Annotated in this window: 15 protein-coding genes; 14 read left to right on the top strand and 1 reads right to left on the bottom strand. The window is 67.2% G+C overall.

Translation table 11 applies throughout. The features are described 5' to 3' along the window. The first annotated feature begins 70 nt into the window (after nt 1–70). Together AC07OY_RS23510 and AC07OY_RS23505 are read left to right on the top strand one after the other, a co-directional pair. Nucleotides 71–1,309 carry a PilZ domain-containing protein gene (locus tag AC07OY_RS23510; protein WP_495044996.1) on the top strand — a complete coding sequence of 413 codons (1,239 nt, stop codon included), beginning with the start codon at nt 71–73 and terminating at the stop codon, nt 1,307–1,309. Further along, entirely contained in the window at nt 1,306–2,109 is an 804-nt protein-coding gene (locus tag AC07OY_RS23505) for a trypsin-like peptidase domain-containing protein (RefSeq protein ID WP_495044995.1), read from the top strand. The genes AC07OY_RS23510 and AC07OY_RS23505 overlap by 4 nt, the downstream gene beginning before the upstream one ends. A gap of 131 nt (nt 2,110–2,240) precedes the next feature. On the opposite strand, the gene AC07OY_RS23500 is transcribed toward AC07OY_RS23505, so the two are convergent. Further along, complete coding sequence (locus tag AC07OY_RS23500) at nt 2,241–2,978, bottom strand: PEP-CTERM sorting domain-containing protein (protein WP_495044994.1); 738 nt, start codon at nt 2,976–2,978, stop codon at nt 2,241–2,243. A 219-nt stretch (nt 2,979–3,197) separates the two neighbouring features. On the opposite strand from AC07OY_RS23500, the gene AC07OY_RS23495 reads away from it, so the two are divergent. From AC07OY_RS23495 to AC07OY_RS23440, 12 genes are all read left to right on the top strand, one after another. Beyond that, on the top strand, nt 3,198–4,784 hold the full coding sequence (locus AC07OY_RS23495; RefSeq protein ID WP_495044993.1) for an FAD-binding oxidoreductase: 1,587 nt from the start codon (nt 3,198–3,200) through the stop codon (nt 4,782–4,784). A gap of 279 nt (nt 4,785–5,063) precedes the next feature. Next, on the top strand, nt 5,064–5,639 hold the full coding sequence (locus AC07OY_RS23490) for an XrtA/PEP-CTERM system exopolysaccharide export protein (protein ID WP_495045059.1): 576 nt from the start codon (nt 5,064–5,066) through the stop codon (nt 5,637–5,639). Between the two features lie 64 nt (nt 5,640–5,703). After that, nucleotides 5,704–7,296 (top strand): XrtA system polysaccharide chain length determinant, encoded by a 1,593-nt coding sequence (locus tag AC07OY_RS23485; protein ID WP_495044992.1) that lies wholly within the window; start codon nt 5,704–5,706, stop codon nt 7,294–7,296. A 1-nt stretch (nt 7,297) separates the two neighbouring features. Next, nucleotides 7,298–8,287, top strand: coding sequence for an XrtA-associated tyrosine autokinase (locus AC07OY_RS23480; protein WP_495044991.1), 990 nt, complete (start codon nt 7,298–7,300; stop codon nt 8,285–8,287). Further along, a complete protein-coding gene (locus AC07OY_RS23475; RefSeq protein WP_495044990.1) occupies nt 8,268–9,788 on the top strand; it encodes a TIGR03016 family PEP-CTERM system-associated outer membrane protein in 1,521 nt (506 codons plus the stop codon). Before AC07OY_RS23480 ends, AC07OY_RS23475 begins: the two co-directional genes overlap by 20 nt. Nucleotides 9,789–9,870: 82 nt before the next feature. Beyond that, nucleotides 9,871–10,968, top strand: coding sequence for an XrtA/PEP-CTERM system-associated ATPase (locus tag AC07OY_RS23470; RefSeq protein ID WP_495044989.1), 1,098 nt, complete (start codon nt 9,871–9,873; stop codon nt 10,966–10,968). Nucleotides 10,969–10,981: 13 nt separating this feature from the next. Then, nucleotides 10,982–11,866: an XrtA system polysaccharide deacetylase gene (locus AC07OY_RS23465; protein WP_495044988.1), complete on the top strand. Its 885-nt coding sequence runs from the start codon at nt 10,982–10,984 to the stop codon at nt 11,864–11,866. After that, the gene (locus tag AC07OY_RS23460) at nt 11,867–12,916 is read left to right on the top strand and encodes a FemAB family XrtA/PEP-CTERM system-associated protein (protein WP_495044987.1); all 1,050 of its coding nucleotides are present in this window, start codon (nt 11,867–11,869) and stop codon (nt 12,914–12,916) included. Nucleotides 12,917–12,924: 8 nt separating this feature from the next. Continuing rightward, nucleotides 12,925–14,118 (top strand): TIGR03087 family PEP-CTERM/XrtA system glycosyltransferase, encoded by a 1,194-nt coding sequence (locus AC07OY_RS23455; RefSeq protein WP_495044986.1) that lies wholly within the window; start codon nt 12,925–12,927, stop codon nt 14,116–14,118. Further along, complete coding sequence (gene xrtA / locus AC07OY_RS23450) at nt 14,118–15,671, top strand: exosortase A (protein ID WP_495044985.1); 1,554 nt, start codon at nt 14,118–14,120, stop codon at nt 15,669–15,671. Before AC07OY_RS23455 ends, xrtA begins: the two co-directional genes overlap by 1 nt. 41 nt (nt 15,672–15,712) lie before the next feature. Then, the gene (locus tag AC07OY_RS23445; RefSeq protein ID WP_495044984.1) at nt 15,713–16,993 is read left to right on the top strand and encodes a nucleotide sugar dehydrogenase; all 1,281 of its coding nucleotides are present in this window, start codon (nt 15,713–15,715) and stop codon (nt 16,991–16,993) included. Then, complete coding sequence (locus tag AC07OY_RS23440; RefSeq protein WP_495044983.1) at nt 16,990–18,141, top strand: TIGR03088 family PEP-CTERM/XrtA system glycosyltransferase; 1,152 nt, start codon at nt 16,990–16,992, stop codon at nt 18,139–18,141. The genes AC07OY_RS23445 and AC07OY_RS23440 overlap by 4 nt, the downstream gene beginning before the upstream one ends. Nucleotides 18,142–18,220 lie beyond the last annotated feature (79 nt).

The following is an 18,220-nucleotide window of genomic DNA, read 5'->3' as shown; positions in this document are numbered from 1 at the left end:
CGTCAACTTCCGAGAATCGACCGGCATGCAGATCAAGCAAGCGAGTTTCCGAAAGCGGTTCCACCAGGCGATGCGCAAGGCATTCTCCTGGCTGCCGCAGCACACGCGCTTCAGCATCTACCGGGCCATGATCGATTGCGATCCCGCGCCCGATCCGCGGCTGGAGCTCAAGGTGGCGGAGACCCAGGAGGAGCTGGAAGACTGCTTCCGCATCCTGCACGACGCCTATGTCGCCAGCGGCTTCATGAAGCCGTCGCCATCCGGCCTGCGTGTCACCATGTACCACGCGCTGCCGACGACGACGACGCTGTGCGCCAAGTACGACGGCCGTGTCGTGGGCACCATGTCGATGATCCGCGAGGGGGTGTTCGGCTTCCCGCTGCAGTCCGTCTTCGACCTGAGCGACGTGCGGGCCAAGCAAGGCCAGATCGCCGAGATCTCGGCGCTGGCCGTGCACCCGGACTTCCGCAAGACTGGCGGCGCCATCCTGTTCCCGCTGATGAAGTTCATGTACGAGTACTGCACCGAGTACTTCGATACGCGCCACCTCGTCATCGCGGTCAACCCCGACAAGATCGAGCTCTACGAGTCCCTGCTGTTTTTTGAGCGGCTGCAGGAGACCGTCGTGGACAACTACGACTTCGCGAACGGCGCGCCGGCCGTCGGCGCGACGCTGGACCTGCCGGTGGCGAAGGAGATCTTCCGGCGCGTCTACGGCAAGCGCAAGGACCGCAAGAACCTCCACAACTATTTCGTCCAGCTGCGCCTGCCGCACATCAAGCTGCCCAAGCGCCGCTACTTCACGACCAACGATCCGGTCCTGACGCCGCCCATCCTCGACTACTTCTTCAACCAGCGCAGCAAGGTCTTCGAGGAGCTGGATGACCGCCGCAAGGCCTTGCTGTGGTCCATCTACGACCAGCCCGAGTTCCGCGCCGTTCTGCCCATGATGAGGGGCTCCCTCACGGGCTTCCATCCGATGCGGCGGCACCAGCGCTTCTCGCTGCGCTGCCCGGCCGAGCTGCGCGTGCGCGTCGAGGGCGGCGAGCGATCCATCGTGATGACCGTCATCGAGATCTCGCTGTCGGGCTTCCAGGCCCAGTCCAAGCTGGACATCCCGGTGGGCGCGGAAGGCGCCGTCTGGGTGGAACTGGGCGTGCAGGACAAGGCCACGCTGGACGTCAGGGTGATGCGCCATCACCATGCCGACACCGGCGAGTTCTATGGTTTCCGGGTGGACGAGGCCGATGAGGTCTGGCGCCGTGCCGTCAGCGCGCTGGAAACCGAGCATGTCGCAGGAGACCTGTGAATCCTGAGCGTCGCCGTCTGCTGGTGACGACGGCAGCGCTGGCCTGCTGCGCCGGCGGCCTTGGCGCCGAGCCTCTGCCCGATCTGGTTGCGCGCGCCAAGCGCTCCGTCGTGCTGGTGGGCAGCTATGGCCTGATGGACAACCCGCGCTTTGGTTTTCGCGGCACCGGCTTTGTCGTCGCGGACGGGCGCCACATCATCACCAATGCGCATGTGATTCCCTCCGAGGCGCCCGATCGCATCGACCGCGAGCGCAGTATCGCCATCCAGGTCTGGACGCCCGAGCAGCAATGGCAGTTGCGCAGTGCCAGGCTGGTGGCCATGGACAAGCCGCGCGACCTCGCCGTGCTGAGCTTCGATGCGCCGGCGGCCCCCGCTTTGCGTCTGTCGACTGCCGAGGTGCGCGAGGGCACGGCGATTGCGCTGATCGGCTTCCCGATCGGCGGGGTGCTGGGGTATTCGCATGTCACTCACCGCGGCATCGTGTCGGCGCGCACGGCCATCGTGCCGCCAGCGGCCGGCCCGCAAGGCTTGAGCGAACGAGCGGTCAGGCAGTTGCGCGAGGGGAGCTTCGAGGTCCTGCAGTTGGATGCAACCGCCTACCCGGGCAACAGTGGTGGTCCGGTGCTGGATCTGGAGTCCGGCGAGGTGGTCGGCGTGGTCAGCATGGTGCTGGTGAAGGGCACGCGGGAATCCGCGCTCAGTGCCCCCAGCGGCATCAGCTATGCCGTTCCAGCACGGGACGCCGCGACACTGCTGGGCGCCGCTCTGTCGGCAGGCGCTGCGTCACGCCCTCGCTGAGCCATCGCTTGCACAGCAGCCCCTTGTGGCGCTGGGAGCCCAATCCAACAAATCCCGACCCGCAATGAAAAACGCCCCGCATGGCGGGGCGCTCTGCTCAGGCTGGCGCTTGCGCGCCAGATTCCGAGAATTTACTTGGCAGCGCGGCGGCGGCTGGCAACGCCCAGACCGGCGATGGCCAGGCCAACCAGGGCCAGCGATGCCGGCTCGGGGATGCGGCTGGCTTCGATGGTGCCGGACCAGGAGTTGTTGTCCAGAGCGCCACCACCCAGGATGATTGCCGACAGGGCAGCCACGTTGGTGTTGGTGTACTGGGCGCTGAAAATGCCGGTCCACTTGGTCTTGTCGTCGGAAGCGTCGCAGACGCCAACCACGCCAGACGTGTCATCGCAGGCGTTGCCCAGGACGGTCATGGTGACGGAGACGTTCGGGCCGACTTGGGACACGGTGAAGGGCGAAGCGCCCAGGCCGGGGACCAGGAAGGTGGCGTCGAAGATCCAGTTCGGCTTGGCGGCGAACTTCAGGAAGTTGCTGTAGTTCGTCAGCACGCCCATGGCGAAGGCATTGCCCGTTTCGCCCGGCAGGACGACGGGGTTGGCCATGTCACGGATGGTGCCGGCGCTCAGGACCGGAACGCCCAGGAAAGAGCCGGTGCGCAGGTTGATGACGGCGAAGTCGCCGCTGGTCGACGTGGCGCCGTTCGGCGGCGGGTCGATGTTCAGCGGGTCGTTGTTCCAGTCGATGTTGCCGTTGGTGACGATGACCTGACCGATGGTCAGGTTGGCGATGCCGACGATGGGGGTTGCGGAAGCAACGCCTGCCACTGCGAGGGCCGCTGCAGCAACCAGCGTCTTCAGGGTCTTGCTCATTTGAATCTCCTTGATTCACTTGCTAGAGGTGGGGGCGCGGCCCCGGACGATGGGTATTAAGCAGGTCGCGTGCCAGCTTTGCCGCGCGTCGAGGGTTGTCCTTTAAAAACAATGACTTGCGGTGCTTCTGGGTGACGTATTGCCGGTCATTTCGGAGTCGCCGGGTGGTCGCTGTAAAGTCCGCCGACACCCGGTTGGGCGGGTGTCATGGGGAGGTGGATGCTGATGGCTGAGGGTGAACATGGGGCAAGCCGGCGAAATTCCGCCAATGTGACGGGCTGGGATCGGGGCGAGCTGGACTGCTGGCATGCCACGAATGTCGACGAGGTGCTGGCCTGCGTGAGGCTGGCGCGGCAACAGCGGCGCGCCCTCTATCCGATCTCGACCGGGTTGAATTGGGGCTACGGTTCGGCCACGCCGCCACAGGCCGGCGCGGCGCTGCTCGACCTGAGTGGCATGAACCGCATCCTGAACGCGGCGGAGATTTCCGAGGCGAATCCGGTGGCCGTCATCGAGCCGGGCGTGACGCAGCGGCAGTTGCACGAGTTCCTGAGCCGGTCCTGCCCGGGGCTGAGTTTCAATGTGACGGGCTCGTCGCCCGATACCAGCATCCTCGGCAATGCGCTGGATCGCGGCGTGGGCTATCTGGGGCCGCGGCGGGAGGATGTTTTCGGGCTGGAGGTCGTGACGGGGCGTGGTGAACTGCTGCGCACCGGTTTTCGCCGCCTCGGAGAGGATTCGCCGCTGGCGCACGCCCATCCCTATGGGCTCGGGCCCATGCTGGACGGCCTGTTTTTCCAGGGTAACTACGGCATCGTCACCAGCGCCTGCCTGAAGCTGCTGCCGCGGCCGGCACGATCGGTGGCGGTGTCGCTGGCCTTGCGCGATGTCTCGAAGTTAGGCGAGTTCCTGGATGGACTGGCGTTGCTGAAGCGCCTGGGTGTCATGAGTGGCGTGACCCACGTCGGCAACCAGGCCCGCACGCGGGCCAGCATGATGTCCGGGATCAGCGACTACCTGCGAACGCGCTGCGACCTGGCGGGCTCGGATCTGGCGGCCGAGGCCGACCGGGCGCTGGCAACGGTGGCGCCCTATGAATGGACCAGCCTGGGAGGCGTGGCGGGCAGTGCCGGCCAGGTGAGGGCGGCGATTGCCGAAGTCAGGCGGGTGCTCGGAGGGATTGCGAAACTGACCGTGGTGGATGACGCCAAGCTGGCGGCCGGTTTTCGTTTGCTGGACCCGTTGCGCAATATCTGGGGCTGGGCGCGCGCCAATGCCGCGGCGATTGCCGCCATACGGCCCTTGCAGGGTTTGGCGGACGGGCGGCCTACCGACGCCGCGATCACCAATCTGCTTTGGCGTTATGGCCAGCCGCAATCGCCGGGTCGGGAATTGGACGCCTCGCGCTGCGGCTTGATATTCATCAACCCCGCGCTGCCAACCGATGGGGCTGCGGTGGTCGGCGTGGTCGAGGGCATGAAATCGGTGGCCGCGGGTTTCAGCCATGAGCTCTATATCACCCTGAATATCGAGACGACGACCTCGCTGGTGGCGGTGGCCAATCTGTTGTTTGACCGCAGCGATGCGGCGGCGACCGCGAACGCGCAGGCCTGCGCGCGGGCACTCCGGGAATATTTACGCAGCCGTGGCCTGGAGGTGTATCGGGCCCGGGCCGACATGATGGAAGACGTGGTGGATGCCCAGGATCCGTTCTGGCGCACGGCCTGGGCGTTGAAATCGGTATTCGATCCGGAGAATCTGATCGCGCCGGGTCGCTACAACTTGGTTCAAGCCCCCCGCGACTGAGCGTGTGAAAGTCCGCGCCTGCCCCGGCAGGCCCCCGATTTAGGTTGCCAGCCAGGGGGTAGGCCTATGGCATCATTCCAAGGCTTTGGCCCGGGGCGACGGCAGGTTTTGCCGTTCCTCTCGATTGCAATGAATGCAAGGGCCGTCGATGAACAGACCCAAAGAGGACCCGCCTTGAACGCTTCTTACAACCGTGATGCGCAAATGACGTCGGCAAGGGGCACGCAGCAGGTGTCCCGGGTTTGGGGAGCGGGGCTCTGGGCGCGCGCCCTGGCCGTCATGGCCGTCGGCGTGCTGGCGGGCTGCGCCAGCACGAACTTTCCTCCGGCGCCAGCGGCTGTGGCGAGTGATGATTACAGCTACGTCATCGGCGCTGGCGACAACCTGAACATCCAGGTCTGGCGCAACCCCGAGCTGTCGATGTCGGTGCCGGTTCGCCCGGACGGCAAGATCGCCGCCCCGCTGGTGGATGAGATGGTCGTCCAGGGCAAGACCTCGGTCCAGGTGGCCCGCGAGGTCGAGAAGCAGCTCGGCAAATACGTTCGCGACCCCGTCGTGACCGTCATCGTCACCAACTTCATCGGCCCCTACAGCGAGCAAATCCGCGTCGTCGGCGAGGCGGCCAAGCCGCAGTTCCTGCCCTACAAGCAGAAGATGACGGTGCTGGACGTGATGATCGCCGTCGGCGGCCTGACCGATTTCGCGGCCGGCAACAGCGCGACCATCCTGCGCACGGCCGATGGCAACAAGCAGTACTCGGTGCGTCTGAAGGACCTGATCAAGCGCGGCGACGTGTCCGCCAATGTCGAGATGCGGCCGGGCGACATCCTCATCATTCCTCAGAGCCTGTTCTGATCCCTGAAGGACCGGCGGCTCACGCCCGCCGTCCCAGCCTTAGCTTTAACCGAGACTGTCTCCCATGGAATTGCTGATTGCTCAGCTTCTGATCATCGTCCGGCGGATGTGGAAGTACCGCTGGGTCGGACTGGTCGTCGCCTGGGTGGCCGGCGTCGTCGGCGCGGTGGTGGTCTTCGTGCTGCCTGACCGTTACGAGGCCAGCGCCCGCATCTTCGTGGACACCCAGTCCATCCTGAAGCCGCTGATGTCCGGGCTGGCCGTCCAGCCCAATGTCGAGCAGCAGGTGACGATGCTGAGCCGCACGCTGATCAGCCGTCCCAATGTCGAGAAGCTCGTCCGCATGGCCGACCTGGACCTGAAGAACCAGTCCAAGGCCCAGCAGGAGGCGACCATCGAGACCGTGACGAGCAACCTGTCCATCCAGAGCAGCGGCCGCGACAACCTCTACATGCTCGGCTACCGCGACAGCGATCCGGAAACGGCCAAGCGCGTCGTGCAGTCCCTGGTGTCGATCTTTGTCGAATCCAGCCTGGGCCAGACCCGCCAGGGCACGTCCACGGCCACGACCTTCATCAACGAGCAGATCAAGGCCTACGAGACCAAGCTGGAAGAGGCCGAGACGCGGCTCAAGGAGTTCCGCCTCAAGAACCTGGCCAGCATGGCCGGCGATGGCAAGGACTCCGCGTCTCATATCGCGGAGCTGAGCGCCCAGCTGGAGCGCGCGCGCCTGGAGTACCGTGAAGCCGTCAACGCGCGCGACGCCGCCAAGGCCCAGCTGGAGGCCGAGAAGACCCGCGGCGGCAGCACGCAGACGACGACGCAGAGCCTGATGCAGGAATCCACCGCCGTCGTCAGCACGCCCGAACTCGATGCGCGCCTGGCGGACCAGCGGCGCAACCTCGACGCCCTGCTGCAGCGCTATACCGACCAGCACCCCGACATCATCGCGACGCGTAAGCTCATCAAGGATCTCGAGGAGCAGCGCAAGCGTGAGCAGGCCGAACTGCGCAAGGCGGCCATGAACGTGCCGACGGCATCGGTCGGCCAGGGCGGTGGCAGCCTGGCCACGCAAGAGCTCGTGCGCATCATGGCGACGACCGAGGTCCAGGTGGCCGCCCTGCGCGCGCGCGTCGACGAGTACCAGGGACGCTATTCGCAGGCCCTGACGGCGCTGAAGACGGCGCCGCAGATGGAAGCCGAGGCCGCCCAGCTGAATCGCGACTATGCGATCCACAAGAAGAACTATGAGGACCTCGTGCAGCGCCGCGAGCAGGCCGCCATCTCCGGCGAGCTTGACGTGGCCTCCGGCGTGGCCGACTTCCGCGTCATCGACCCGCCGCGCGCCAATCCCAAGCCGGTGGCGCCCAACCGCCTGCTGCTGCTGGCCGGCGCCATGGCCGCGGCCCTCGGCGTGGGTCTGTTCACGACCTTCGCCGCCAGCCAGCTGCGCCCTGTCTTCCATGATGCCAACGACCTGCGCGCCCGTGTCGAGCTGCCCATCCTGGGCGTCGTGACCCGTCTCGTCACGGAGGCGGACCGTGCGCGCCAGCGCGTCGATCTGATCCGTTTCTCGGCCGGGGCCGGTGGGCTGTTGGCGATGTTTGCCGTCGCACTGACGGTCTTGGCTGTGCAACTGAGCCGGCAGGTGGTTTGACATGACGAGCCTGATTGAACAAGCAGCCCAGCGGCTCGAGCAACTGCGTCAGGCGGGCGTCGTCCTGCCGGGCGACGAGCAGGCCGCGCCGCCTGCCGCTGTCGAGCCGCCGGCGGCACCCGTCGTGGCCGCAGCCGCCGTGGAGGCCGCCCCCCCGGCTGCCGCACCTCGGCCCCATGTCGGCATCACGCTCCAGGACGATGGCCACCATCCGTCCTCCAAGCGGGTGGAACTCGACGTCGTGGCCCTGGCCGCCCAGGGCTTCCTGATGCCGCACACGCCGCGCTCCCAGACCGGCGACCAGTACCGCGTCATCAAGCGTCCCCTGATCAAGAACGCCATGGGCAAGGGCGCCGCGACGATCAACCACGCCAACCTGATGATGGTGACCAGTGCGCTGGCCGGCGAGGGCAAGAGCTTCACCTCCATCAATCTGGCGCTCAGCATCGCGGCCGAGCTCGACAACACCGTCATGCTGGTCGACGCCGACGTGGCGCGGCCCTCGGTGCTGCGCATGCTGGGCCTGCCCCAGGGACCGGGCCTGCTCGACGTGCTGGAAGAGCGCGTCGACATGTCCGAGGTGCTGCTGCGCACCAATGTCGAGAAGCTGACCATCCTGCCCAGCGGCACGCCGCATCCGCGCGCCACCGAACTGCTGGCCAGCGACTCGATGAGCCATCTGCTGGACAACATGGCCAAGCGCTATCCCGACCGCATCATCATCTTCGACTCGCCGCCGCTGCTGCTGACGACGGAATCGCGGGTGCTGGCTTCCCACATGGGGCAGATCGTCATCGTCGTGCATGCCGAGAAGACCGCGCAGAGCGCCGTCCAGCAGGCCCTGGCCGCCATCGAGAACTGCCCGGTGAAGATGATGCTGCTCAACCAGGCCAGCCCGAATGCCGCCGGTGGCTATGGCTACGGGTATGGCTACGGATACGGATACGGCTACGGCTACGGATATGGCAGCAATGACTCGGCTCAGACCTGAGCTGCGCCATCTGCCTCTGGCCCTCGCTCTCTGTGCGCTGGCGGCCCAGGCCCAACAGGGCGAAGGGGGCGGCGCCGGTCGCGGCGCCATCCAGCCGCGTATCGGCGTCGCGGTCACGGTGACCGACAACCTGCGCCTGAACGACAACGAGAAGGATGGGGCCGTCATCACGACCATCTCTCCCGGCATCAGCATCGTGAGCAACAGCGGTTCGCTGCGCGGCGCGCTGGACTATTCCCTCAGCGGCGTCACCTATGTGAAGACCAGCTATGGGTCGCGGGTGCAGAACGCGCTGACGGCCAATGGCCATGCCGAGATCGTTCCTCGCACCTTGCTGGTGGATGTCCAGGCCAGCATCGGCCAGCAGAGCGTGTCGGCGTTCGGCCTGCAGTCCACGCCGACGCAGGATGCCGCCCTGGCCAATCCGAATCGGCGCGAGACCGGCATGTTGACGGTTTCGCCGCTGCTGCACGGCCAGCTCGGCGGCCTGGCCAGCGTGGATCTGCGCGGCAACTTCTCGATGACCGAGGTGCGCGAGAGCGCCATCGGCGACAGCCATGGCACGGGCGGCACGCTGCGCATCACCCAGCTCAGCGCCGGGGTGCTGAGCTGGTATATGCAGGCCAGCACGCAGCAGTTCCGCCCCAAGAGTGCGCCGACCAACCGCATCAGCTCGGCGATGGCGGGGCTGAACTATCGGCCCAACCCGGACTGGCTCGCCAGCGTCAACGTGGGCGAGGAGCGCAACGACTACCAGGGTCGCGACAACCAGAACGGCTTCACCGGCGGGGTGAGCGCCGAATGGACGCCCACCCCGCGCACCCGCATCGGCGGCAGCTGGCAGAGCCACACCTATGGCGACAGCCACGGCCTGACTTTCGAGCACCGCATGCGCAATTCGGTCTGGCGCTTCGCGGACTCCCGCAGCGTTCAGGTGGGCAATGCCGGCGCCATCGGCGGCGTGCGCACCAACTACGACCTGTTCTATCTGATGTTCGCGTCCGAGCCCGATCCGGTGAAGCGCGACGCGCAGGCGCGGGCCGCCCTGGCGGCCTTGGGCCTGTCGCCCGACGCGCCTGCCAACCTGGGCTTCCTGTCCACCGGCCCCAGCCATCTGCGCAACCAGATGCTGAGCTTCATGGTGCAGGGGGTGCGCAGCAACATCACGGCCACGGTCAGCCGCGCCGTGACAAGGCGCCTCGGCAACGGGCTGAACCAGGGCGATCTGGCCAGCAATTCGATGGTGGACCAGCGCTCCTTCTCGCTGTCGGCGAGCTATCAGCTCACGCCCGTGTCCGGTATTTCATTGACCGCGGTGCGCCAGGAGACGTCGGGCGACGCCGCCAACCGGCGCTCCAACCTGACCAGCCTGCTGGCGAACTGGAACAACCGCCTGGGCACCCGCCTGAACGTGCAGCTCGGCGCGCGCCACAGCCGCGCTGAAGGTGTCACGCCGTATACCGAAAATGCGGCCTACGCCAACTTGACCCAACAGTTCTAAATGAAAGAGCCCCCACGCTTGCTTTGCCAGCTGCCCCCCGAGGGGGCGCGTCAATGGCTGCGGGCGGCCGGGCGCCACTGACATGTACGAAGCCTTCTACGGCCTGAGCAGCAAGCCCTTCCAGCTCAGCCCCGACCCGAACTTCTACTACGGCAGCAAGCAGCATCGCCGGGCCAAGGCGTATCTGGACTATGGCGTGCTGCGCAACGACGGCTTCATCGTCATCACCGGCGAGATCGGTGCCGGCAAGACCACGCTGCTGCGCGGCCTGCTGGACAGCCTGAACCGCAGCAATGTCGTCATCGGCAATGTCGTGACGACGCAGCTCGATGCCGAGGACACGCTGCGCATGGTGGGCGCGGCCTTCGGCGTGCGCGTCAAGGACGCGCCCAAGTCCGAGCTCTTGATGACGCTGGAAGCCTTCTTCGTCAACCAGGTCACCCAGGGCAAACGCTGCCTGCTCATCGTCGACGAGGCGCAGAACCTCACCGCCCGCGCGGTCGAGGAGTTGCGCATGCTGTCCAACTTCCAGTTCAGCAACCAGTCGCTGCTGCAGACCTTCCTGGTCGGCCAGCCCGAGTTCCGCGGCATCCTGCAAAAGCCCGAGATGGAGCAGTTTCGCCAGCGCGTCGCGGCCACCTGCCACATCGGCCCGCTGGACGAGGACGAGACCCAGCGCTACATGGAGCACCGCTTGAAGTGCGCAGGCTCCACCGGCAAACCCACCTTCGACCACGACGCCTTCCCGGCCATCCACAAGGCCAGCAACGGCATCCCGCGCCGCATCAACCGCCTGTGCGACCGCCTGCTGCTGCTGGGCTTCATGCAGGGCCGCAGCCACCTGACGCTGGCCGACGTGAAGGAAGTGCTGCGCGACATCGCCCAGGAAAGCGAGACGCCGCGCCACAGCGACGCCAGCCCCCTGGACAGCGTGCCGGCCAAGCTGCCCGACAGCCGCCCCGGGGCCCTGGACAGCGCGCCCGGCGCGCTGGACGTGTCCAAGCTCAAGCTCAGCGTGGCCGAGGTCGATGGCCTGTCCACCGAGATCGCGGCGCTGAACGCCGACCACCACACCGACAGGTTGCAGCGCCTGGAGCGCAGCATGATGCGCCTGGAGCGCATCAACCTGCAGACGCTGGCTCTGCTGCAGAAGCTGGTCGATGCCGTGAAGCAGCATTGATGGAGTCCTGATCATGCTGATGCCCACCAAGACCCCGGCCCTGCGCAATGCGATGAGCATCGACGTGGAAGACTACTTCCAGGTCTCCGCCTTCGCGCCCTACATCAAGCGCGAGGACTGGAACGGCCTGGAGTGCCGCGTCGAGCGCAACATCGAGCGCATCCTGGCCCTGCTGGCCGAGAAGAACGTCAAGGCCACCTTCTTCACGCTGGGCTGGATCGCCGAACGCTATCCGCAGGTCGTCAAGGCCATCGTGGCCGGCGGCCATGAACTGGCCAGCCACGGCTACGGCCACGAGCGCGCCAGCGACCTCAGCCCGACCGCCTTCCTGGACGACATCACGCGCGCCAAGAAGATGCTGGAAGACCTGGGCGGCGTGCCCGTCGTCGGCTATCGCGCCCCGAGCTTCTCCATCGGCAAGGGCAACCTCTGGGCTTTCGACACCCTGCGCGAGGCCGGCTACCGCTACTCGTCCAGCGTCTACCCCATCGCCCACGACCACTACGGCATGCCCGACTCGCCGCGCTTCGCCTACCCGGTGCGCGAGGGCCTGCTCGAGATCCCCGTCACGACCGTGCGCATGGGCTCGCGCAACCTGCCCAGCAGCGGTGGCGGCTATTTCCGCCTGCTGCCCTATGCGCTGTCGCGCTGGATGATCCGCCGCGTCAACGAGATTGACGGCGAACCGGCGGTCTTCTACTTCCACCCCTGGGAGATCGACGCAGACCAGCCGCGCATCCCTGGCATCAACGCCAAGACGCGCTTCCGCCACTACGTCAACATCCCGCGCACCCACGACCGCATCGCGCGCCTGCTAGGTGATTTCCGCTGGGGCCGGATGGACGAGATCTTCCTCGGCCGTGGCGTGGGCGCCCAAGCCGAACCCCAGAGCGCCTGAATGCCGGACGCCCTTCGCATTGCGCGCCTGGCCGCGCAAGACAAAGCCTTGTCCGCGCGCTGGGACGAGTTCGTCTTCGCTCACCCCCAGTCGACCTTCTTCCATCGCAGCGGCTGGCTGCGCATCATCGAGAACGTGTTCGGCCACAAGGGCTTTTTCCTCTATGCCGAGCGTGACGGCGTCATCGAGGGCGTGCTGCCCCTGGCCGAGGTCAAGAGCCGGCTGTTTGGCCACTCGGTGTCCAGCCTGCCTTTCGGCGTCTACGGCGGTGTCGCCGCGCTGAACGATGAGGCCGCCGCGGCGCTGGAAGCCGAGGCCGAGAAGATTGCGCGAGGGCAGGGCGCCGAGCACCTCGAATACCGCAACCTCGGCCCCACCCGCCACGCCGACTGGCCGCGTCAGGACCTCTACGTCACCTTCCGCAAGGAGATCCTGGCCGACGAGGAGGCCAACATGCTGGCCATCCCGCGCAAGCAGCGGGCCATGGTGCGCAAGGGCATCAAGAACGAGCTGAGGGCGGAGATCGACGCCAACGTCGACCGCTTCTTCGACCTCTACGCCGACAACGTGCACCGCCACGGCACGCCGGCCATGCCGAAGAAATACTTCCAGTCCCTGCTCGACGAGTTCGGCCCCGACGCCGAGGTGCTGACCGTCACCGCCCCCGACGGCAAGCCGCTGTCCACCGTGCTGACCTTCTACTTCCGCGACGAATGCCTGCCTTATTACGCCGGTGACGACGAGGCGGCGCGCGACCTGGCGGCGAACGATTTCAAGTACTGGGAGCTGATGCGCCGGGCCTGCGCCCGCGGCCTCAAGGTCTTCGACTACGGCCGCAGCAAGCAGGGCACCGGGCCCTATGCCTTCAAGAAGAACTGGGGCTTCGAGCCGCAGCCGCTGTCCTATGAGTACCGGCTGTTCAAGCGTGACGCGATTCCCCAGAACAACCCGAACAACCCCAAGTACCAGCTGATGATCAAGATGTGGCGCAAGCTGCCCATCGGCGTGGCGAACTGGCTGGGCCCCTTCATCGTCAAGAACCTGGGTTGAGGCCGCGCTTGAAGATCCTCTACCTCGTCCACCGCCTGCCTTACCCGCCCAACAAGGGCGACAAGGTGCGCTCCTACCATCTGCTCAAGCATCTGGCGGCGCGGCACGAGGTGCATCTGGGCACCTTCATCGACGATCCCGACGACGAGCAGCACCTGCCGCGCGTGCAGGGCCTGTGCAAGAGCATGCACGCCGCCCGCCTGAGCCCGCGCTCGGCCAAGCTGCTCAGCCTGCGCGGCCTGTTGAGCGGCGAGGCCCTGAGCCTGCCCTATTACCGCGACGCCGGCCTGCAGGCCTGGGTGGACGAGACGGCGGCCCGCGTGGGCTTCGACGCCATCGTCGTCTTCAGCGGCGTCATGGCCCAGTACACCGGCGGCCTGAAGGGCGTGAAGACGCTGGTGGATTTCGTCGACGTCGACTCCGCCAAATGGCGCGACTACGCGCCCGAGCATGCCTGGCCCATGTCCTGGCTCTACCGCCGCGAGTTCGCCAAGCTGCTCGGCTTCGAACAGCGCGTGGCCGATGCGGCGGCCTGCAGCTTCTTCGTCACCGACAACGAGGTGGCCTTGTTCCGCGAGCTGAGCCCGGGGCGCGAGATGCGCCTGGCGGCCCTGGGCAATGGCGTCGATGCCGACTTCTTCACGCCGGACGCGAACCGCGCCAGCCCCTTCACGCCGGATGAGCTGCCGCTGGTGTTCACTGGCGCCATGGACTACTGGCCCAACGTCGACGCCGTGACCTGGTTCGCGAATGACATCCTGCCCGCGCTGCGCCAGCGCTTTCCAGCGCTGCGCTTCCACATCGTCGGCCGCGCCCCGGCGCCGGCCGTGCAGGCCCTGGCGAGCGAGGCCGTCAACGTGACCGGCACCGTGCCCGATGTGCGTCCCTATCTGCAGCATGCCGCGGCCGTCGTCGCGCCGCTGCGGCTGGCGCGCGGCATCCAGAACAAGGTGCTGGAGGCCATGGCCATGGCCCGGCCGGTCGTCGCGGCCAGCAGCTGCGTGAGAGCGATCACCACGGCGCAGCAGCCCGGCCTGCAGCCGGCCGATACCGAAGCGGACTATGTCGAGCGCGTCGCTGCGCTGCTGGCCGACCCGGTGGCCGCCGACGCCGCAGGCCGCACGGCCCGCGACTTCGTGCTCGGCCACTACAGCTGGGACGCCCACCTGGCCGGCCTGGACCGCCACCTGGAGGCCGCGTGATGAGCCTGCCCAGGCCTTGGCGCCTTCCCCTGTTCGGCCTGGTTCTGGCCTGGGGGCTGCTGACGGCACTGTACTTCTCGACCGGCGCCGCCATGGTCGAGATCTGGAACCGTTCCGAGACCTTTGCCCACGCCTGGGTCGTGCCGCCGATCTCGGCCTGGCTGGTCTGGCGCCGCCGTGTCGAGCTGGCCACGGTCACGCCGCGGCCGGCGCCGCTGTGGCTGCTGGCCCTGCTGCCGCTGGGCGTGCTGTGGCTGGTCGGCGACCTGGCCGCCGCCAACGCGGCCACGCAGTTCGCCCTGCTGGGCATGGGCGTGGCGCTGGTGCCGGCACTGCTGGGCACCGCGGTCGCCGGGCGCATCATGTTCCCGCTGGGCTTCCTGTTCTTCGCCGTGCCCTTCGGCGATTTCCTGACGCCCTGGCTCATCGACCGCACGGCCGATTTCACCGTGCTCGCGCTGCGCGCCAGCGGCATCCCGGTGTTCCGCGAAGGCACGCAGTTCATCATCCCGTCGGGCTCCTGGTCCGTCGTGCAGGCCTGCAGCGGCATCCGCTACCTGATGGCCTCGCTGATGGTGGGCACGCTGTTCGCGTACCTGAACTACCGCACGAGCCGCAAGCGCTGGGCCTTTGTCGCCGTGGCCATCGTCACGCCGCTGGTGGCCAACTGGCTGCGCGCCTACATGATCGTCATGCTGGGCCACCTGTCCGGCAACAAGCTCGCCGTCGGCGTCGATCACATCATCTACGGCTGGGTCTTCTTCGGCATCATCATGCTGGCCATGTTCATGATCGGTGCGCGCTGGACCGATCCCGACCCCGAGCCGGTGCTGGCCTCGGCCGACGAAGCGCGCGCGCAGTCGTCCAGCCGTTTCACCACGGCCCTGGTGGTCAGCCTGCTGCTCGTGGCGCTGCCGGTGGCCCTGCGCGCCCAGGCCGTCCGGGCCGGTGCCCACGGCGAACCTTCGCTGGCGGCGCCCGCCTTGCCCGGCTGGACCTGGGTGGCCGAGGCGCCCAGCAGCTGGAAGCCCCACTTCATGAACCCGGCCGCGGTCCTGAACGGCCGCTTCGAGGCGGCCGCGGGCGGCGCGCCGGTGGGGGTCTATGTCGGCTACTACCGCGACCAGCGCTATGGCCGCCAACTGGTCACCTCGGTCAACGAGCTCGTCAATTCCGAAGAGGAAAAGGAATGGACGCGCACGGCCTCGGGCCTGGGCGAACTCGATGGCCTGGTCTGGCGGACCGCCGAACTGCGCGGCCAGGAATTGAGCCAGGTCAGCGGCGACGGTTCGAAGGCGCCACGCCTGCGGGTCTGGCAGATCTACTGGATCAACGGCAAGCCCTTCATCCGCGACTGGCAGGCCAAGCTCTACGGCGCCTGGCAGAGCCTGCTTGGCCATGGCGACGATGCGGCCGTCGTGCTTGTCTACGCCGACAGGGCGGCCAGCGGGCCCGACGATGCCCTGGTCCGAGACTTTCTTCACAAGCATTGGGCCGCGATTGACACCGCTTTGCGGGGCGTCCGCGACCGCGACGCCGCGCGCAAACAGTGACAATCACGCGCCTTGAAAAATCACAGCAACGGGAAACGACCATGAAAACGCTCGCAGTCATCGGCCTCGGTTATGTGGGCCTGCCCCTGGTGGTGGAGTTCGGCAAGCAGATCCGCACCATCGGCTTCGATATCGCCAAGAACAAGGTCGAGGCCTGCCAGCGCGGCACGGACCCGAGCCGCGAGCTGACCGACGAGGAAGTCCAGGCCGCCAAGCACGCGATCTACACCGATGACCCCAAGATGCTGGCCGAAGCCGACGTCATCATCGTCGCCGTGCCGACGCCGGTTGACGAGGCCCACATCCCCGACTTCCGCCCGCTGATCGGCTCCTCGACGAGCGTCGGCCGCAACATGAAGAAGGGCGCCATCGTCGTCTACGAGAGCACCGTCTACCCCGGCGCCACCGAGGAGGTCTGCATCCCCGTGCTGGAGAAAGAATCCGGCCTGAAGTGGAAGCAGGACTTCTTCGTCGGCTACAGCCCCGAGCGCATCAACCCGGGCGACAAGGAACACACGCTGACCAAGATCCTGAAGATCGTCTCCGGCGACACGCCCGAGACGCTGGACACGGTCGCCAAGGTCTACGAGATGATCGTCGAGCCCGGCGTGCACCGCGCCTCCAGCATCAAGGCTGCCGAGGCCGCCAAGGTCATCGAGAACACCCAGCGCGACCTCAACATCGCGCTGATGAACGAGCTGTCCATCATCTTCGACAAGCTCGGCATCGACACCTCCGAGGTGCTGGAAGCCGCCGGCACCAAGTGGAACTTCCTGAAGTTCAAGCCGGGCCTGGTCGGCGGCCACTGCATCGGCGTCGACCCCTACTACCTGACCCACAAGGCCGACATGCTGGGCTACCACCCGCAGGTCATCCTGGCCGGCCGCCGCATCAATGACGGCATGGGCAAGTTCATCGCCGAGCAGACCATCAAGCACATGATCGCCAGCGGCAGCCATGTGAAGGGCGCCCGCGTCAACGTGCTGGGCCTGACCTTCAAGGAGAACTGCGGCGACCTGCGCAACTCCAAGGTCATCGACATCATCAACGAGCTCAAGACCTATGGCGTCGAGATCTTCGTGACCGATGCCCAGGCCGAGGCCGAGGAAGCCATGCACGAGTACGGCGTGCGCCTGATGCCCTTCGACGAACTGCCGCAGGCCGATGCCATCGTGGCAGCGGTGTCGCACCGCGAGTACGCCGCCCTGAGCCCGGCCGACATCGGCAAGAAGCTGATCAAGGGCGGCGCCTTCATCGACGTGAAGGCCGCCTTCGACGGCAAGGCGCTGGTCGACGCGGGCTTCCGCCTCTGGCGTCTGTGATTCCAGCTGTCAGCACCGATGCGCGGCCGCTGGTCGTGCATCTGCTGAACCGCTTCGACACCGGCGGGTTGGAGAACGGTGTCGTCAACGTCATCAACCACACGCCCCAGTTCCGCCATGCGGTGGTGGCGGTGACCGAGATCACCGCCTTCAAGGAGCGCGTGAAAGCCCCCGGCACGCAGTTCATCGAGCTGCGCAAGCCGCCGGGGCAGGGCTTCTGGATCTACCCCCAGGTCTACCGGCTGCTGCGCCAGCTGCGGCCGGCGGTGCTGCACACGCGCAATATCGGCGCGATGGAGTTCCAGTGGCCGGCCTGGGCGGCGCGCGTGCCGCTGCGCATCCACAGCGAGCATGGGTGGGACATGGACGACCTGGGCGGCGTCAGCCGCCGCAACCAGCTGATCCGGCGCGTCTACGGCACGCCCGCCCACCGCTTCGTCGCGCTGTCGCGCGCCATCCAGACCTATCTGACCGGCCCGGTCGGCTTCCCGGCCAGCCGGGTGCAGCGCATCTGCAATGGCGTCGACACGCAGCGCTTCGCGCCCGCCGAGGCCGTTCCCGAAGCCTGGCCCTTTCGCCGTGGCGAACATCTCGTCATCGGCGCCGTGGGGCGCATGCAGGCCGTCAAGGACCCGCTGAACCTCGTCGACGCCTTCTTGCGCCTGCGCGAGCTCTGCCCGACGGCCTGGCCGCGGCTGCGCCTGGCCATGCTGGGCGGCGGCCCCCTGCTGGAGGCGGTGCGCGAGCGTCTGGCCGAGGCCGGGGCGACGGCCCAGGCCTGGCTGCCCGGCGATCGCAGCGACGTCGCCCAACTGCTGCCCCAGGTCGACATCTTTGCGCTGCCATCGCGGGCCGAAGGCATCAGCAATACCCTGCTGGAGGCCATGGCCTGCGGCTGCGTGCCGGTGGCCACCGCCGTCGGCGGCAACCCGGAGCTGGTGGAGGAGGGCGCCAATGGACTGCTCGTGCCGTCTGAAGACAGCGCCGCCCTGGCCGCTGCGCTGGCCCGCCTCGTCGACGATTCCGGCCTGCGCAGCCGCCTGGCGGCGGCCTCGCTGCGGCGCGCCCGCGAGGAGTTCAGCCTCGATGGCATGCTGTCGGCCTATGCGCAGCTCTATGCTGGAGCCCCCCCTCGGGCGGGGGGGTAGCCGTGCGCCACGTCACGTCGGGTGGCCGCAAGTGCGGGTGCGGCGGCCAAGCTCGGTAAGAATCCATAGTTGGCTGCGC

The sequence above is a fragment of the Roseateles sp. GW821-FHT09H10 genome (assembly GCF_059415865.1).
This window is presented reverse-complemented; position numbering and strand designations above follow the sequence as displayed.

Bases quoted from the DNA above. Each gene is read 5' to 3' on its own strand.
- AC07OY_RS23510 (WP_495044996.1), top strand. From the start codon at position 71: ATGCGCAAGGCATTCTCCTGGCTGCCGCAGCACACGCGCTTCAGCATC.
- AC07OY_RS23500 (WP_495044994.1), bottom strand. From the start codon at position 2,978: ATGAGCAAGACCCTGAAGACGCTGGTTGCTGCAGCGGCCCTCGCAGTG.
- xrtA (WP_495044985.1), top strand. From the start codon at position 14,118: ATGAGCCTGCCCAGGCCTTGGCGCCTTCCCCTGTTCGGCCTGGTTCTG.
- AC07OY_RS23465 (WP_495044988.1), top strand. From the start codon at position 10,982: ATGCTGATGCCCACCAAGACCCCGGCCCTGCGCAATGCGATGAGCATC.
- AC07OY_RS23460 (WP_495044987.1), top strand. From the start codon at position 11,867: ATGCCGGACGCCCTTCGCATTGCGCGCCTGGCCGCGCAAGACAAAGCC.
- AC07OY_RS23475 (WP_495044990.1), top strand. From the start codon at position 8,268: ATGACTCGGCTCAGACCTGAGCTGCGCCATCTGCCTCTGGCCCTCGCT.
- AC07OY_RS23470 (WP_495044989.1), top strand. From the start codon at position 9,871: ATGTACGAAGCCTTCTACGGCCTGAGCAGCAAGCCCTTCCAGCTCAGC.
- AC07OY_RS23445 (WP_495044984.1), top strand. From the start codon at position 15,713: ATGAAAACGCTCGCAGTCATCGGCCTCGGTTATGTGGGCCTGCCCCTG.
- AC07OY_RS23495 (WP_495044993.1), top strand. From the start codon at position 3,198: ATGCTGATGGCTGAGGGTGAACATGGGGCAAGCCGGCGAAATTCCGCC.
- AC07OY_RS23490 (WP_495045059.1), top strand. From the start codon at position 5,064: ATGGCCGTCGGCGTGCTGGCGGGCTGCGCCAGCACGAACTTTCCTCCG.
- AC07OY_RS23480 (WP_495044991.1), top strand. From the start codon at position 7,298: ATGACGAGCCTGATTGAACAAGCAGCCCAGCGGCTCGAGCAACTGCGT.
- AC07OY_RS23485 (WP_495044992.1), top strand. From the start codon at position 5,704: ATGGAATTGCTGATTGCTCAGCTTCTGATCATCGTCCGGCGGATGTGG.